Genomic DNA, 17734 nt, shown 5'->3' with positions numbered 1-17734 from the left:
ACTCTTTGCCTTGTGCCTGTTGCCTTGTCCCTATGATAAAAAACTTCAATATAATTCTGCACTAATACTTACATGGATACTGTCGCTATTAAAAACCAACGTTAGGTGTTAATAAAAGGTCTTGTGGCTGGATAAGATTCAGTGAAGAATAACAAAAAAAAGAACTGCCTTTTGTAAAGCAGTTCTCTTAAATGTTCTAAAAAGGAAATTATCTACGACGTCTTTTTGATTTGCTTGCTTTGCTATTGCGAACTCTTTCTTCGAGTTCAGCAATTACTTTCGCAGAGTTTTCTTTGTTTGACTCATACGTTTCGTTCAATGATTTGTAAGAAGCCTGAATCTTATTGTAATCATCTAACAAACGATTATATTTAATAGTAAGTGTTTCAAAGGTATCCTTACTATCTTCTTGGCATTTCATATAGTCTTCGTTTTTCTTCTTGAACTGACTTTCAAGGCTAAAACGGAAGCTACTTAATTCAGCGTTTTCTTGACGCTCTTTCAAAATTTGACTCTCAAGTCTTCTTACTTGGTCCTGATACTCAGCAATTTTCTTAGTATCTGTACAACTTGACAATAGAAATGCTAATAAAGCAACAAATAAAGATAGATTTCTCTTCATGGGTATAATGGGGTTTATTGGTCGATTGTATTGACTAAACAATGTGTGTTAATGTTCGACTCTCAATAACTACTTGTTGGACGAATGAATATAATTGATTATTACTCAGCCACTAGACCATCTGGGCAAACTTACTTGGATTTTTTGAATGTTTAAAATATATCTTAAACTTTTTTTAGAAAAAGCCTTGATAGATGAAATTTCTTCCTTAGTTTTGTGTAAAAATCTACTTATTTTATAGAGTAGATAATGTAAATGGATTACTCATTACACAAGAACCTTGTGCTACTTTGACCAGCTTAGGGTATTTTGTTTGATTTTAAACAGAAAAGCAATGCAAAGTTTCAGAACTGAACTCGAAAATCCACTTGTTGAAAAAGACATATTAGACCTAGCTCGTAAGATTGAATTATTCAGAGAGGGAAAAATTCACGAAGAAAAATTCCGTAGCTTACGTTTGGCTCGTGGTGTTTATGGCCAACGTCAACAAGGGGTACAAATGGTACGTATCAAATTGCCTTACGGTAAAATGACCTTTAAGCAATGGAAACGTATCGCTGATATTTCGGATGAGTATTCGACGGGTAATTTGCACTTGACTACGCGTCAAGATGTTCAGATTCACTTCGTTTCTTTGGATCGCACGCCTGAATTGTGGGCACAATTGGAACAAGATGATATTACGCTTCGTGAGGCATGTGGTAATACCGTTCGTAATGTTACGGCTTCTATCACTTCGGGTATCGATACTCAAGAGCCTTTTGATGTAACCCCTTATGCTGACGCTATTTTCCGCTATTTCTTGAGAAACCCTATTTGTCAAGAAATGGGTCGTAAAATCAAAATTGCCATTTCTAACTCTGATGCCGATACAGCATTGACTTATATGCACGATTTTGGTTTGATTCCAAAAGTGCAAGATGGCAAACGTGGTTTTAAAGTAGTTGTTGGTGGTGGTTTGGGTGCACAACCAATGTTAGCGCATACAGCATTTGAGTTTTTAGAAGAAAATCAAGTTATCCCTTATTTAGAAGCTGCACTCAGAGTATTCGACCGCCACGGTGAGCGTAATTCTCGTCATAAAGCTCGTTTGAAGTTTTTGATTCAAAAAATTGGTTTCGATAACTTTGTAGAATTGGTAAATGCAGAAACAATCGCAATCAAAAACAAAACATTTGAGATTCCTACTACAGGCTTTAGCGAAACAGAAATCGAAGGATATTTGCCAACTCAAACGGCGTCAACTGTAGCTCCTGATACTGAAGAGTACAAAACTTGGTTTGCAACAAACGTTTTTGCTCAAAAACAAGAGGGATATTTTGGGGTATATGTTCGTATTTTGAATGGAAATATCCACTCGACTACTTCTCGTTCGTTGATAGAACAACTAGAGGGTTTTGTAGCGAATGATGTACGAGTGAGTATCAATCAGGGTTTGATGTTACGTTTTGTGCCAGAGGCCAATATTCCATATATTTTTGAAGTGTTAAAAGCACATAATTTGGCGTCATCAGGAGCTAACTCTATTGCTAATATTACGGCTTGTCCAGGTACAGATACTTGTAACTTGGCGATTTCGGATAGTACGAATATTACTTCCAAATTAGAAGCTGTTATTTCTGAAGATTTCCCTGAATTGATTCATAATAACGATATTAAAATCAAAATATCTGGTTGTATGAACTCTTGTGGTCAGCATGGTATGGCCAATATCGGCTTCCACGGTTCATCTTTGAAGTCGGCCGATAAGCGAGTATTGCCTGCACTTCAAGTGCTATTAGGAGGTGGTACAGTTGGCAATGGTGTAGGTCGAGTAGCAGATAAAGTAATTAAAGTACCATCAAAACGAGGTCCTGAAGTACTGAGAGTGTTGTTGAATAATTACGAAGAAAATGCCACGGAAGGCGAATACTTCAATGATTATTATGACCGTCAAGGCGAAAAATATTTTTATAATTTACTAAAACCAGTTGCAGACCTTACTACTTTGAAGGACGATGATTTTATCGACTGGGGTGCTACAGAACAGTTTGCCACAGAAATTGGAGTTGGTGAATGTGCTGGTGTAATGATTGACTTAGTAGCCACTTTGTTATTCGAGTCAGAAGAGAAATTAGAGTGGACCTTGAATGCCTTCAACGAAAACCGTATAGCAGACTCTATCTATCATGCATACAGTGTATTTGTGAGTGCAGCTAAAGCCTTGCTTTTGGATAAGAGTGTTAACGTATCGACTCAAAATGCAGTAATTGAGAAATTTGACGAGCATTTTGTGGCAAAAGGCGAAATCACCATTGCTCAAAGCTCTTTCAAAGAATTAGTACTACAAATCAACCAAAACGAGCCTAGCGTGGAATTTGCTACTAGCTATATCGCCGAAGCTAAAGCTTTTTTAGCATTAGCAAAAGCATATCGTGAGCAAACCGTAGAGGCCTAAGAGTTTTTGTTTGATTATTTAAGGTAGTCATATATAACATTTGAAGGGGTGTAATTCAAAAGGCTTGTCCAATTGGATACACCTCTTTTTATTTTATTGAGTAATTTATTAGTAAGCGATTTTTATAGTATTCTTGTAAAAATTGACTTGGTTAGTCAGATTCGCTTGCCATTACTCAGTGACCAAATACTTTTGATTATGAATAATTTAGAAGCTTTTCATACATTGGAACCCAAACCACGCCTGACGGTAGTCGGTGCTGGCCCAGGTGACCCCGATTTAATTACCGTAAAAGCCACTAAAGCATTAGCTTCGGCAGATGTGGTGCTTTATGATGCGCTAATTGCTCCTGAATTGTTGGAATATTGTAAACCAGAGGCCGAAAAAATCTACGTTGGCAAACGCCCAGGAGAAAGCCATTCTCAAGATGCTATTAATTTTTTGATAGTCGAAAAGGCTTATATGTATGGCCACGTGGTGCGCTTGAAGGGCGGCGACCCGTTTATTTTTGGTCGTGGCATGGAAGAAATCGAATATGCTCAACAATTTGGTTTAGAAACTGCTTACATCCCGGGTATTTCTTCGTCGGTGGCTGCTGCTGGATACGCTGGAATTCCTCTGACGACGAGGGGTGTTAGCGAAAGTTTTTGGGTAATTACTGGTACTAAATCAGATGGGTCCCTATCCAAAGATTTGTCAATTGCGCTACAATCTACGGCCACTATCGTGATTTTGATGGGAATGAGTAAAATAGAACAAATCTCAGAATTATGTATTCAGCATGGCAAAGCAGACTTGCCTATTGCCGTTGTACAGCAAGGAACAACCGTTCATCAAAAAGTTGGAATTGGCACTGCTAAAAATATTAAATTCGTCGTTGAGCACAATAAGCTATCAAACCCTGCCGTTATTGTGCTTGGAGAAGTGGTAAAGTTTGCTTCTACAACGGTATTACAATCAATTGCACAAAAGAAGTTTAGTGTCTAGTACACATTCAACATATTAACAAGCCCCCAAGGCATGTTTAAAGATTATTAGTGGTTAGGTATTTAGAAAAGCTCAATAGTTATTACTATGAGCTTTTTTTGTTTTATAGTGCTTTCAATAAACCCAATACCAAACTAGCGGAGTTGTAAGCGGCAATTTTTTCAAAATTGGGCATATCTTGGTGCGCATCACCGTTGGCATTGTCGCTAATACTTCTAAGCACTAAGCATGGTAAATTCATTTGGTAGCATACCTGTGCCACTGCCGCACCTTCCATTTCGATGGCATCCGCTTTGAGATTTGTTCTTAACTCCTCAACTTTTGTTTGAGAATTCACAAAAACGTCTCCTGTAGCAATAATTCCTGTCAAAATTTGAGGCATTCTATTGTTTTTCCCAACGGCCTGATAGGGACATTTAGGAGCTACTTTCTGAGCAATTTGTATCAGAGTGCTATCCGAAGGAATATAAATCGGGTTCAATTGTAAAGTAGCTGGATTTCGGGTAGGACGCAGCGTAATCCCTTCGTTTTGAAGTCTACCAAAATCATGATGCACGCAAGATTTGGCAATTACAATATCTCCTGGGGCAATACCCTTGGCAATACCTCCAGCAATACCTGTGAAAATCAACCTCTCGGGTTGCCAATTCATCAATAACAAAGTGGTAGTCATGGCGGCATTGACTTTGCCCACGCCAGTCAATGCGATTACTACCGATTTGCCTGATAGTTCTCCTGTCAAAAAGCGCACTCCCTTTACTCGATGTTCTTCTTTGTTTTTGAGAGAATCCTCCAATAACTGTATTTCAGCATTGAATGCTCCGACGATTGCCGTGACTGTTTTAGTTTTTTGAGAAAAAACTTTTGGATTCAATATGCACACCAAAATGAGTGTATGAATGAATACGCTGCGTAAAGACGCACAGAAAGATAACTTTGGGCTAAAATGGAACATGTTTGTTTAGGTAGGAAGTAATACTTTTCGCTCTTGGTCATTAGCATTCAGCAATACATAGCTGACAACCAGAGCTTAAAACATTACTTAGCGTTTGAATTAATAATAGTCTTATTTGAAATCGTAAAATCTATAGATAGTAATGAAATCAACCTGAAAGTCGGTAAATACATTTTCTAGTGTCCCCAGAAAAGCGCAACTAGTGCAAACGCATCAATTATCCATAAAGCAAGAGATATTTGTTTTGATTTTCCTACAGCGACTTTGATAATAGTCCAACTCAAAAAACCCCAAATAATGCCCTGTGTAATCGAATAAGAGAAAGGAATAAGTACAAGCGCTAAAAAAGTGGGTACAGCATCGTCAAGTTCAGCCCAATTGATTTTGGCAATAGGTTTCATCATAAAAACGCCTACAATAATCAAAGCAGGAGCCGTTGCAATGGCAGGGACAATACTCAACAAAGGAGACAAAAACATAAATGGCAAGAATAAAAGACCTGCCGTAATGGCAGTAAGCCCTCTTCGACCTCCTTGTTCAATACCCACCGCCGATTCGATATAGGCAGTACCCGGGCTAGTTCCTACAACCCCTGCCAAAAGCGTGGCTACGGCATCGGTCATGAGCGATTTTTTGACGTTTTGTGGCTCTCCATTTTCGTCATACAAATCTGCTGCTTCGGCGATTCCAACAAAAGTTGAAATACTATCAAACATATCGGTAAAAACAAAAGCAAAAATTACTGGAAATAAAGAGACTTTTAGGGAGTTTACTAAGTCTAATTGGAAAAGTAGACTAAAGTCTGGATAGGAAAATACACCTTGCCAAGTCACTAATTGAGTATGTCCGAAGTTCACGGCCGAAGCATCACCCCACCACCGCCCAATGGGAATAGCCAGAAGAGTTGTTAATACTATTCCTATAATTATTCCGCCGATAGTCTGACGAACGATTAGTACGGCTGTGACGAATAAGCCGATTAGAAAAGTAACAACGATAGGGTCTTTAAGCGTAGCAACGCCTACCAGAGTAGCAGGATTATCGACGATAAACTTGGCGTTTTCGAAGCCTATTAAGCTGATAAAAAGCCCGATTCCAGCTGATATTGCAAACCTAAGCTGTGTCGGAATGGCTTTTACGATATAGGTTCTTACATTAAAAGCAGAAAGAATAACAAACAAGACGCCAGCCCAAAATACAGCACCTAAAGCAACTTGATAGCTAATACCCATGCCTTTTACGGCGGTGAAGGTAAAGAAAGCATTCATGCCCATGCCAGGTGCTACCACAATAGGATTTTTGGCATACAGCCCCATCATTAAGCTACAAAAAAAGCTTAAAACAACTGTTGCTGTCAATACTGCGTTGAAAGGCATTCCTGCTTGACTTAGGATGGAGGGATTGACCACGATGATATACATAGTAGCCAAAAAGGAACTTACGCCAGCAAGAACTTCTGTACGATTGGAGGTAATTTTAGTTGTCATGAAATTGGGATTTTTTTAAAAATACAGTCCAAAAAAGACATTCCCAAATTAGACTTACTTTCGTATCACTTTCATGAAAATTCTTCTTACATTAGTTCCAATACTTAGCTGACACTTTTTTTAGGAGAAAACCGTTATATAAATTTAGACCTATGGATAATGAAAGCCATTTTGATTCAATTACTTATGAGAATACTGACAACTTGTTCGTTGGCATAGCTTTTGACCATTTAATAATTCACTTAAAAAGTATTCAAATTTTACTATAACTTTATTCTCATTCTGACAGTTTGTCAGTTGAGTTACTTACTAATTTGGAATTTAGCGAAGAATTAAATCTATTTGAAAACCATTTATTTATTTCTACAACATCTTCAAATTATGAGTAAAAGCCATCAACAGCAGTTTGCTATGGAAAGATTGCTAAATATTGCTTCTAATTTTCTTACAAGCTCATAGCCCAAAGCATTATGCTGTATGTTACTTAAATGATAATACCTTACCGCTTATCCAAATTTTTTTAGAGGGAGATTATGAGCTACAATAAAAAATTCTTTGATACACTCAGACTTGCAGAAATTTCGGATTTCGATGGGATTGAGTTGATACCTTTAGGTACAGAACAAGTGGATGACGAGAAGTTAGGAAAACTCTCAGATGAATTACCGATACTTCCAATTCGCAACATTATATTGTTTCCGGGCATGGTACTTCCTATTACGGTAGGAAGGCAAAAATCTGTGCGCCTTGTCAAAAAAGCTTACAAAGGCGATCGTACAATCGGAGTTATTGCTCAGGCTAATCCAAGTAAAGAGGAGCCCGTCGGTGATGATTTGTACAAAATAGGAACGGTTGCACACATCCTAAAAATGATTGTTTTGCCTGGCGGAAATATCACGATTATCGTTCAAGGACGTAAACGTTTTGAAGTAACCGAATATGTGAAGACCGAGCCACATCTATTGGCCAAAGTAAGCTACATAGAGGATACTTTCCCAACCAAGCTCAATCGTGAAAATAAGGCTTTGGTGCAGTCTTTGCGTGATGCCGCTGGTAAGATTCTATTACTCAATCCTGATATCCCACGTGAAGCGCAAATTGCTTTGGATAATATCGAGTCTCCAAATTTCTTGGTACACTTCCTTTCTGCTAGTATAAATGCCGAATTAGCCGAAAAACAACAATTGCTCGAAACTTTTGTTGGAATTGACCAAGCTCAAAAGTTGTTGCAATATATGATGAAAGATATCGACTTGCTTGAGCTCAAACGGGAGATTCAAAGTAAGGCTAGTAGCGATATCGATCAACAACAGCGTGATTATTATCTACGCCAGCAGATAAAGGTACTTCAGGAAGAATTAGGCGTTGATAGCCCTGAGGCTGAAATAGACAAGCTGCGTGCTAAAGGTGCAAATAAGAAATGGTCAAAAGAAATTTCGGACCATTTCCAAAAAGAACTCGCCAAGTTGCAACGAACCAACTCTATGTCGGCCGAGTATCCAATGCTTATGAACTATGTAGAATTATTAGCTGATTTGCCTTGGAATGAGTATACTAAAGATAATTTTGACCTAAAAAAGGCGCAAAAAGTACTTGATGCCGACCATTTTGGTCTTGAGAAAGTAAAAGAACGTATTATCGAGTATTTGGCCGTTCTCAAAATGAAAGGCAATATGAAAGCGCCTATCCTTTGTCTTTATGGCCCTCCAGGGGTTGGTAAAACTTCTTTGGGTCGCTCTATTGCCAAAGCTCTAGGTCGCAAGTATGTACGTATGGCTTTGGGTGGTTTGCATGACGAATCCGAAATTCGTGGTCATCGTAAGACTTATATTGGTGCAATGCCAGGCAAATTGATGCAAAATATCAAGAAGGCCGGTTCTTCAAACCCCGTATTTATCCTCGACGAAATCGATAAGGTTGGTTCTGACCATCGTGGCGATCCTTCATCTGCTTTGTTGGAGGTACTTGACCCTGAACAGAATAGCGCTTTCTTGGATAATTATCTGGAGGTGGAGTATGACTTGTCAAAGGTTTTGTTTATTGCTACTGCCAATTCGCTAGACACGATTCATCCTGCCCTTCGTGACCGTATGGAGATTATCGATATTAGCGGTTATACAATGGAAGAGAAAGTACAAATCGGTAAAAAACACTTACTTCCTAAGCAAAAAGAAGAACACGGACTCGAAAACAAAACTATTAACGTGACCGATGGGGCACTTCAAAAAATAGTCGAAGGGTATACTCGTGAGTCGGGGGTGCGTAAGTTAGAACAGGAAATCGGTAAACTAGTTCGTAAAATCACTAAAGCTATCGCCATGGGCGACGATTACCCTAAAGTAATCAAGCCTGATGATGTGGTGAAGTTGCTAGGAACTGAGATTTTTGATAAAGATTTATACGAAACGAATGACTTGGCAGGGGTCGTTACAGGCTTAGCTTGGACACCTGTTGGGGGCGATATTCTCTTTATTGAATCGTTATTGAGCCGTGGAAAAGGTGGAGTGACCTTGTCGGGGCAATTGGGTGATGTCATGAAAGAGTCAGCCTTGACAGCACTTTCGTATTTACGTGCTCATTCGGACGAGTATGAAATAGATTATCGTATTTTCGATAATTATCATTTGCATATTCACGTACCAGCTGGGGCTGTACCTAAGGATGGCCCATCGGCAGGTATTACCATGACTACGTCTATCGCTTCAGCTTTGACCCAACGCAAAGTAAAACCACATTTAGCGATGACTGGTGAAGTCACTCTACGAGGAAAAGTGTTGCCAGTAGGGGGTATCAAAGAAAAGATTTTGGCTGCTAAGCGTGCTGGTATTAAAGAGATTATTCTTTGTAATAAAAACAAAAAAGACATCGAAGAAATCACGCCAGCTTATATTTCAGACCTTACTTTCCACTATGTAGACCATGTGGATGAGGTATTGAAAATTGCTTTATTACCTGAAAAAGTTAGTAAGCCAATTGATTTTATTTTTCCAGAAGAAAAAAAAGAAAATGTATTAGCATAAGCAATCGATAAATAGCCTTCGAGCAGCCCACTGCTAAAAGTTTATAGGATTTAACAGTATCCAACTTAGGCACAGAGCTTCTGACTCTGTGCCTTTTTTATGTTCAAAAAAATGCCTCAAAAAGTACTTATTCTACAAGGAATTCCTGCTAGTGGAAAATCTACATTTGCTAAAGCCTTGGTAGCCGATAGCCAAGGTTTGTGGAAACGTCTCAATAAGGACGATATGCGTGCTATGCTTGATGATAGTGTGCATTCAAAAGAAAATGAAAGTTTTGTCGAACAGCTCCGCGATATGATGTTGTTTGAGGCACTTAAGTCTGGAAAGAATGTAGTTATTGATGACACTAATCTCTGGGAAAGACCTGTCGAGCGCGTGAAAAAGGTCGTGGAGCAATTTCAAAAAACACATCGTACCAAGGTAGAAATAGAGATGAAAACTTTTGAGGTAGATTTAGGCACCTGTATCGAGCGCGATAGCCAACGAGAAAATAGTGTAGGAGCTGCAGTGGTCTCGAAGTTGTACCGCCAACATATTTTATCAAAAGAAAACCTATATACTTATTCCGATAAAGATGAGTCGCTCCCTCCTACCCTTGTTTGCGAATTAGATCATGTTATTGCTATTCCTTCAGAAAGAGGTTTACAGGATATATTTTTATGCGAAAATGACTTGGTACATCAACCCATCAAAGAGTTATTAGATATTTATCGAGCAACCAATTACAAAATTATTTTGCTAACACAGCGCCCAGAAACCTACCGTCGACAAACACAAAATTGGCTCTATTACAATCGCATCGAGTTTGATGAATTATTGATGTTTCCTTTAGGTATCAAAGGGAATAGGTATAAAATAGAGGTTTATGAAAAAGAATTAGCATCTAAATATCAAGTAAAATTAGCCTTGGAAACTCAACAAGAAGCAATAGACCTTTGGCGCTTAGAACTAGGTATTCCGTGTGTGCAAGTGGGATATGGAGATTTGTATTGATACGGTTTTCTAAAAATAAAGACCTTCAGATACGTCCGAAGGTCTTTTGCCAGATTATACAAAAAGCTAATTTTCCTTTTGCTACTAAAGTAAATTAGGATTCATTTGATTTTGATAAACACATCGTACAATATTACTTCACCGCCCACTCAATAACCCCAGCCGCATTATCTACAGGTAATTGCACTTCCATTTTGATGGCCTTGGTTGTTACGGGCTCAAATTGTACAGTATTGAGTTGATCTTTGGCTATTGGGCTTTGATTAATGACTTTTACTGGAATCCATTCTCCATCTTTTTGATAGTAAATTTTGTAAGAAGCAGGGATACGACATCCTCCCCAAGGACTATCATCTAACCAATAAATGCTTGATGAGGATACCGTGTAAGTTTGGTCAAAGTCATATTGAAGATATTCAGTAGTATTCTTTTTGGGCCACCAATGCAAGAAATTGGCACTTTTGTCATTAGAGTTTTCTACTTCATATTGGTCGTTTAGTGCTTTTAGCATTAATGGATTACTCACAGAACCTGATACCTTACTTTTGCTGGCAATAGTGGGCGCAGGCGTTGGACGAGCCGCCGTTTCTTCATACGGAATCCAAACTGTCATTTCTGTAGCTCCACGATTGGCCCATGAATAGTATGGAATCGCCTTGATGTCTGTCGTTTTCTTTACCAATTCTTCAGAACCTACTTGTCTTTGTGTGGTAAATCCTTTCATGTTCAAAGTCATTACTCCGTTCAACAAATCTTGTTGATAAGAGGCTGTAACTGGAGCAGTTTTATCCACAACCAAACTCATGACTGATGCTGAGGTATTATCATTTCCTTCCAAACAATATACCATTGGACCTCTTTGTAAGGCAAATTTTGATTTGTCAGCTTTTACATTGCTGTTAGCCAAAATTTTTCTAACATCCATCGGAAGTGTGAAACTTACTTGATCGCCTTTTTTCCAAACTCTATCTACTACGGCATAGCCTTTTTCCATTTTATAAGAAAAGACTTTACCATTTACCAAAAGCTGAATTGGACTTTCTGGCGTTTCATCTTTGTATAAATCCCCCGAAGATGGTTTACTCAATGCCCAACCCGGAATACGAATGCGTAAGGCAAATTGCGCTGTTTTTACAGGAGCAATCGTAATGTCATTTTTCCCTTCCCAAGGATAGGCCGTTTGTTGGGTAATTGTTACAGCCGTATTGGGCAATTGAATCGTAGCAGTACCACCTACAAAAAGGTTTACATACAGATTTTTTTGATTTTGAGCATAAGTATATCCTGGCACCGAGGGCAGGAATCGAGTCATATTTGAAACACAACAAGCACAATCCCACCAAGCACGACGCTGATGTTGTCCCATCGAAGCTAGTGGATTAGGATAGAAAAATTTGTCGCCACTCAATGAAATACCCGAAAGTAAACCATTGTAAAGAGTTCGTTCAAGGACATCAACATACTGAGCATCGCCGTGTAATAAAAACATGCGTTGATTCCAATAGACATTCGCAATAGCAGCACAGGTTTCGGCATAAGCACTCATGTTTGGCAAATCATAATCGTCGCCAAAAGCCTCGCCATTGCCTGTCGCCCCGATTCCTCCTGTGATGTAAAGTTTTTTATCGACCACATCATGCCAAATATCATCAATAGCAGACAAATAAGCCTTATCGCCAGTAAGTGCGGCTACGTCGGCCATACCTGTGTACATATAGGTGGCACGTACCGCATGACCTACAGCGGTGTGTTGATCTACAACTTTTTTGTGCGATTGGCTATATTCTTGATTGAGGTGTCCTTCTTTTCCTCTTAAATCTAAAAAGAACTTAGCTAAATCAAGATAGGCTTTTTTGCCAGTGACTCTGTACAATTTTGTCAAACCTGTTTCTACGATTTGGTGCCCAGGGAAACGTTCTTCTTTGCCCCAGCCAAAAGTTTGTACCAATAAATCAGCGTTTCTGATGGCAATATTCAAAAGGTTTTTTTTACCTGTAGCCTGATAATGCGCAACCGCCGACTCGAACAAGTGACCAGAATTGTATAGTTCGTGACTCAAATCTTCTTCTTTTTCCCAACGTTTAGTGCCAAGCCATTCATGAGGTTTTTGAATTGGCATGGTTCTAAAAGTGTATAAATAGCCATCAGCCTCCTGCGCCGAGCCAATAATCGTAATCAGTGAATCAAGATAGGCTTCCAGCTGAGGATTTTTCTGTGTTTGTAGGCTGTAAGAAGCTCCTTCAATGACTTTGTAGAGGTCTGTGTCATCGAAGGTAAAAGAAGTGCTCTTATCGGCTGGGATTTGCTTTGCGGCTTTACGGAAATTGTCAATACGCCCCGTGATTTTACATTGATTAAGGGTATAAGGAATAGTCACATTCGCGTTTACCTGCATTTTTGGAGTCCAAAAATTATCCTTAAAATGAACTTGCGTAAATGCCACAGGCTGAATAGGATAATCGCCTTTTTGGGCAAAAGCTCCTAAACAAAAAAAGCAGAAAAGTATTGTTTTTTGTATCATAGCTATTGAGTGAGTTGGTGAATTGTGAATTAGTGAATGAAATGAGTCAAACAACTAAATTCTTTTAAATTTCAATGAGGAAGTTTGTAGTTATTTTCTTTACCCTGCTATTTGAGTAGCAGGCGAGTAGTGGCGAGTGGAAATTTTGTTTTTTCGATACATGCCAAATATTTTTTTAACATACTCTCATTCACTCATTCATAATTCACACCTCACTAATTTTTTTAAGTAAATAAAAAACAGGAATCCCTAATAATACTAAGCCTAAGCCTGGCCAAGTATAATTGGGTTTGTAAATCAGTAATAAAACGCAGATACAAGTTGCGGTAAAAATATACAGTAATGGTACAAAAGGGTATCCAAATGCTTTGTAAGGTCTTTCAAGTTCTGGTTTTTTGATTCGTAAACGAATAATTCCTAGAATGGTAAGTGCATAAAAAATGAGTACCGCAAAAATCACATAGTCGAGAAGTTCGCCGTATTTGCCACTCAAACATAAAACCGAAGCCCAAACACATTGAATCCATAGCGCTTTTTCGGGCACACCATTTTTATTAAGCTCACCTACTTTCTTGAAAAATAAACCATCGTTTGCCATTGTGTAATACACTCGTGCTCCAGCCAAGATAAGTCCGTTATCACAACCAAAAGTTGAAATCATCAAGAAAATGGCTACAATCATAGTGCCCTCTTCTCCAAAAATATGTTGGGATGCCACTACTCCCACCCTATCGTTTTCGGCAAAAGCAATGGCAGGTAGGTCTAGCACCGAAACATACATAATATTGGCGAGCAAATAAATACTTGTTACAATGAGTGTTCCAAGGAAAAGACTCAGCCCAATATTGCGTTGAGGGTTTTGGATTTCGCCTGCGATAAATGTCACATTATTCCAAGAATCACTACTAAACAAACTTCCGACCATACTAGCGGCGATTGCTCCGAAAGCAGCCCAACCTGTGTATGGTAAAAATCCTGAAGAGGTAAGTTGTTGAATAGAAAAGCCAGTTTGCCAGTTATGATGCCAAGTTTCGGTATTGGCGGTAAGAATAAATCCAAAAACGACTAAACCAAATAAGGCAAGCAATTTGGTAACTGTAAAAATTGATTGGACATATTTGCCATACTGAACGCCACGAGTATTGATAAATGAAAGAAAAATGATGAGAGCTATAGAGGTAAGCTGTGCAGCTGAAATATGGAGTCCTAGGACAGAGAATAGAATATTTTTTTCGCTTAAAACAGGAAAAAGGTAAGCCGAAAATTTACTAAAGGCAACCCCAACGGCCGCGATAGAGCCCGTTTGAATTACGGTAAAAAAGCTCCACCCATACAAGAAACCAACCAAAGGATTGAAGGCCTCTCTGAGGTAAATATATTGCCCTCCTGCTTTGGGAAACATACCACTTAGTTCGCCATAACTAACGGCCGCTGCTACTGTAAGTAATCCAGTAAGAATCCAAACTAATAGCAACCCTCCAGTAGAGCCCACATTTCGGACAATATCCGAACTTACAATAAAAATCCCCGACCCAATCATAGAGCCAGCCACAATCATAGTGGCATCGAAGAGGCGAAAGGAGCGTTTGAATGATGGTTGTTCTTGAGACATAGTTGAGTGATTTAGTGATTGATGAATGAGTGATTGAATAAGTGTAAATCTTCATACTCACTCAACCGCTCCACCACTCAATCACTCAATAGAGGTAAGTATTAATGCAAAACAAAATCATATTAATGTGCTTTAGGCTGTAAGCCTTAGGCACTAGGTAAAATATTCTTGGAGAAGCACAGATATATCTTGTTCACTTATGAGGATAATTCTACAAATTAACATTTTGAGTGATTGTGGGTACAAGATGCTTATAATTAAGATCTTATATTTTAAATTCACAACTCGCAATTCACAACTCAGCATTAATGCTAAAGTACTTGAAACCCATAAGCATAAGGATCATCTTCAGGGTCGATATTGATGGTGTTATATCCATAAATTCTTGCCCAACCTTCAATGCTTGGTTTCATGGCGGGCTTTCCTCCCACGGTAGTTTCTTCTTCTATTCTTCCAATGAATTTTGAACCGATGATACTTTCATGAATAAACTCATCACCTTTCTTTAATTTGCCTTTGGCGTACCACTGTGCCATACGTGCCGAAGTACCTGTACCACAGGGTGAACGGTCAATGGCTTTATCTCCATAAAATACCGCATTACGAGCTGTAGACGTTGGGTCTAATACGTCGCCAGTCCATAAGATATGCGAGCAACCTTTGATGGTATCATTTTCGGGATGCACAAAAGAATATTGCTCATTGATACGGTTACGGAGGGTTCTGCTCCAACTAATCAGTTGGTCAGCGCTGTAATGTTGCAAGCCTTTAAAGTTTTCTTGAACATCTACAATCGCATAAAAATTACCACCATACGAAACATCTACTTTGATAGGTCCTAAATCTGGACATTCTACACTTAAATCGGTAGCGGCTAAGAACGAAGATACATTGGTAAGTTTTACACTTTTTACCTTTTTACCTTCTTGTTTATAGTCAATTAACACCAAACCAGCAGGAGCCTCCATACGGATTTTTCCTTCTACCTTTGGTGTGATTAGTCCTTCTTCTACGGCAATAGTGATTGTTCCGATGGTACCATGTCCACACATAGGCAAACAGCCACTCGTTTCGATAAACAATACCGCAACGTCATTTTCAGGGTCATGAGGAGGATACAAAATACTCCCGCTCATCATATCATGACCACGAGGCTCGAACATTAGTCCTTTTCGAATCCAATCGTAGTTTTGAAGGAAATACTGGCGTTTTTCGCTCATATTACTTCCTTCAAGCACAGGCCCACCTCCTGCCACTAGTCTTACGGGATTACCACAAGTATGGGCGTCTACACAAAAAAATGTTTTTTTCATAGTTTTATCAGGGGTAAGTATGAGTGATGAATTTTGAGTGATGAGTTTGGAGTGTAATTTTTGATTACCGATATTTTGCTGAATGCCCGAAGCTGAAAGCTAAAGGTAATTTTACACTATCTACAAATATTAAAAATTACAGCAAAGGCACCGAAAGTGCTACATTGAACTGTGAGTAGTTGACTATAATTGGTTTTCCACATACATACACCTAATAGTCAAAAGCTCATAGTCGTTAATTTCGAGTGCCTAAGCAGTAATAATTCATCACGTAATCATTCATTAACTTACTAACTAAATTGTTTCGTTGGTAAATGTATTATTGACCAAACGCCATATTTTTAATGGATTACCATCTTTTAATTCTTCGGGTAGCATCCAATCTTTGAATCCTTGTAAACAAATTGGTCTAACCCAACGCTTAATGGCGCTTGTGCCTACCGAGGTATAGCGAGCGTCGAAAGTGGAAGGATACGCACCTCCATGAACCATACTCGCAGCTACCTCCACACCTGTTGGGGCGGCGTTCAGAATCACACGACCAGCCAATGAGCACTGGAGCGATAGAATTTCAGGATAGTTTTCAACGTCCTGTTCTGTCGCCATCAATGTTGTGGTAAGTTGTCCACCAAGTGCTTTGAGCGCTTGTGACAGTTCTTGTACATCTTGACAAATCACGAGTAAGGCAAAAGGCCCAAATGCCTCCTCATGTAAAAGTGGATTTTCAATAAAATCTTTCGCTGAAACCTTCGCAAGACTAGGAGTAGGTTTTTCCAAATCCTCAACCACAGCTAGAGAAGCTTCAGAAGCTACTCCTGCTTGCGATGTAATAGTGTAGCGTGCTTTATCAAAGGCTTTTGCGATACCTGTATGCAACATAGGATGCAAGGCAACCTGTGTTAGTTCATGTTCCAAAGTCTTTGAAAAAGTACTTAATGCAGGACTATCTATTGCCAAAAGCAAGCCCGGTTTGGTACAAAACTGTCCCATTCCAAGTGAAATAGACCCTGCAAGGGTTTTTGCTAACGTTGTATTAGTTTGGTTTAAGTATTCAGGAAACAAAACCACAGGATTGATGCTACTCATTTCGGCAAAGACAGGGATAGGAACCTCTCTTTGGTCGGCGTAAGCTTTAAGGGCTTTTCCGCCTGCTTGTGAGCCTGTAAAACCAACCGCCGTAGTAAGTGGGTGCATCACCAATGCTTTACCTGTTTCGTTACTAGCATCGTTGAGATGTTGTATCGTAAAAGGATGCATTTGGCAACGTGCAATGGCTTTTTCCATCGCCGAGAACATCAATGCTGAAGTTTCAGGATGGGCAGGGTGCGCTTTGATTACTACTGAAACACCAGCAGCCAATGCACTTGCGGTATCACCGCCTGCGGTAGAAAAAGCAAATGGGAAATTGCTAGCGCCAAAAATAGCCACAGGACCAATCGGAACAAGCATTTTACGAGTATCTGGCTTAGGTGGCACTCGGTCAGGATTGGCTGTATCAATACAGGCTTCAACCCAAGAACCTTCAGCAATCAGACGTGCAAACATGCGCAATTGACCTGTTGTACGTCCAATTTCTCCTTGAAGTCGAGGCAAGGGAAGATTGGTTTCTTGATGAGCAATGGCCACCAAGGAATCTTTCAAACCTTCGATTTCTTCTGCAATAGTTTCTAGAAATATAGCACGGTTTTTACCCGATACTTGACGATAATGCTCAAATGCCTCTTGTGCTTGCTGCATTACCGTTGATATGATTTGAGACATTTTTTTAAATTTGAAAATGAGTGAAT

General features: G+C 39.2%; 11 protein-coding genes. 4 read left to right on the top strand and 7 right to left on the bottom strand.

The annotated features are described in order from the left end of the window. Nucleotides 1-208: 208 nt before the first annotated feature. On the bottom strand, nt 209-622 hold the full coding sequence (locus ACOVQ4_RS22655; RefSeq protein WP_421822859.1) for a hypothetical protein: 414 nt from the start codon (nt 620-622) through the stop codon (nt 209-211). Nucleotides 623-956: 334 nt separating this feature from the next. Between ACOVQ4_RS22655 and ACOVQ4_RS22650 the strand changes: the two genes are divergently transcribed. Together ACOVQ4_RS22650 and cobA are read left to right on the top strand one after the other, a co-directional pair. Beyond that, a complete protein-coding gene (locus tag ACOVQ4_RS22650; protein ID WP_421822858.1) occupies nt 957-3059 on the top strand; it encodes a nitrite reductase in 2103 nt (700 codons plus the stop codon). Nucleotides 3060-3257: 198 nt separating this feature from the next. Continuing rightward, nucleotides 3258-4046 carry a uroporphyrinogen-III C-methyltransferase gene (gene cobA, locus ACOVQ4_RS22645; protein WP_421822857.1) on the top strand — a complete coding sequence of 263 codons (789 nt, stop codon included), beginning with the start codon at nt 3258-3260 and terminating at the stop codon, nt 4044-4046. A 103-nt stretch (nt 4047-4149) separates the two neighbouring features. Here cobA and ACOVQ4_RS22640 read toward each other — a convergent pair whose 3' ends face one another. Together ACOVQ4_RS22640 and ACOVQ4_RS22635 are read right to left on the bottom strand one after the other, a co-directional pair. After that, the gene (locus tag ACOVQ4_RS22640; protein ID WP_421822856.1) at nt 4150-5001 is read right to left on the bottom strand and encodes a 5'-methylthioadenosine/adenosylhomocysteine nucleosidase; all 852 of its coding nucleotides are present in this window, start codon (nt 4999-5001) and stop codon (nt 4150-4152) included. A gap of 176 nt (nt 5002-5177) precedes the next feature. After that, nucleotides 5178-6488, bottom strand: coding sequence for an NCS2 family permease (locus ACOVQ4_RS22635; RefSeq protein ID WP_421822855.1), 1311 nt, complete (start codon nt 6486-6488; stop codon nt 5178-5180). A gap of 533 nt (nt 6489-7021) precedes the next feature. Between ACOVQ4_RS22635 and lon the strand changes: the two genes are divergently transcribed. Both lon and ACOVQ4_RS22625 read left to right on the top strand, forming a co-directional pair. Further along, the gene (lon, locus tag ACOVQ4_RS22630; protein ID WP_421822854.1) at nt 7022-9508 is read left to right on the top strand and encodes an endopeptidase La; all 2487 of its coding nucleotides are present in this window, start codon (nt 7022-7024) and stop codon (nt 9506-9508) included. A gap of 111 nt (nt 9509-9619) precedes the next feature. Next, complete coding sequence (locus ACOVQ4_RS22625; protein ID WP_421822853.1) at nt 9620-10501, top strand: AAA family ATPase; 882 nt, start codon at nt 9620-9622, stop codon at nt 10499-10501. A gap of 133 nt (nt 10502-10634) precedes the next feature. On the opposite strand, the gene ACOVQ4_RS22620 is transcribed toward ACOVQ4_RS22625, so the two are convergent. The 4 genes from ACOVQ4_RS22620 to ACOVQ4_RS22605 form a co-directional block, all read right to left on the bottom strand. Then, nucleotides 10635-13022 carry a glycoside hydrolase family 127 protein gene (locus tag ACOVQ4_RS22620; RefSeq protein WP_421822852.1) on the bottom strand — a complete coding sequence of 796 codons (2388 nt, stop codon included), beginning with the start codon at nt 13020-13022 and terminating at the stop codon, nt 10635-10637. 205 nt (nt 13023-13227) lie between these two features. Beyond that, nucleotides 13228-14634, bottom strand: a complete 1407-nt coding sequence (locus tag ACOVQ4_RS22615; RefSeq protein WP_421822851.1) for an APC family permease — start codon at nt 14632-14634, stop codon at nt 13228-13230. A 311-nt stretch (nt 14635-14945) separates the two neighbouring features. Next, entirely contained in the window at nt 14946-15947 is a 1002-nt protein-coding gene (locus tag ACOVQ4_RS22610) for a 4-hydroxyproline epimerase (RefSeq protein WP_166550898.1), read from the bottom strand. Nucleotides 15948-16241: 294 nt separating this feature from the next. Continuing rightward, nucleotides 16242-17708: an aldehyde dehydrogenase (NADP(+)) gene (locus ACOVQ4_RS22605; protein ID WP_421822850.1), complete on the bottom strand. Its 1467-nt coding sequence runs from the start codon at nt 17706-17708 to the stop codon at nt 16242-16244. Nucleotides 17709-17734: the final 26 nt, after the last annotated feature.

The sequence above is a fragment of the Flectobacillus sp. genome, from assembly GCF_049240685.1.
Classification (GTDB): Bacteria; Bacteroidota; Bacteroidia; order Cytophagales; family Spirosomataceae; genus Flectobacillus.
This window is presented reverse-complemented; position numbering and strand designations above follow the sequence as displayed.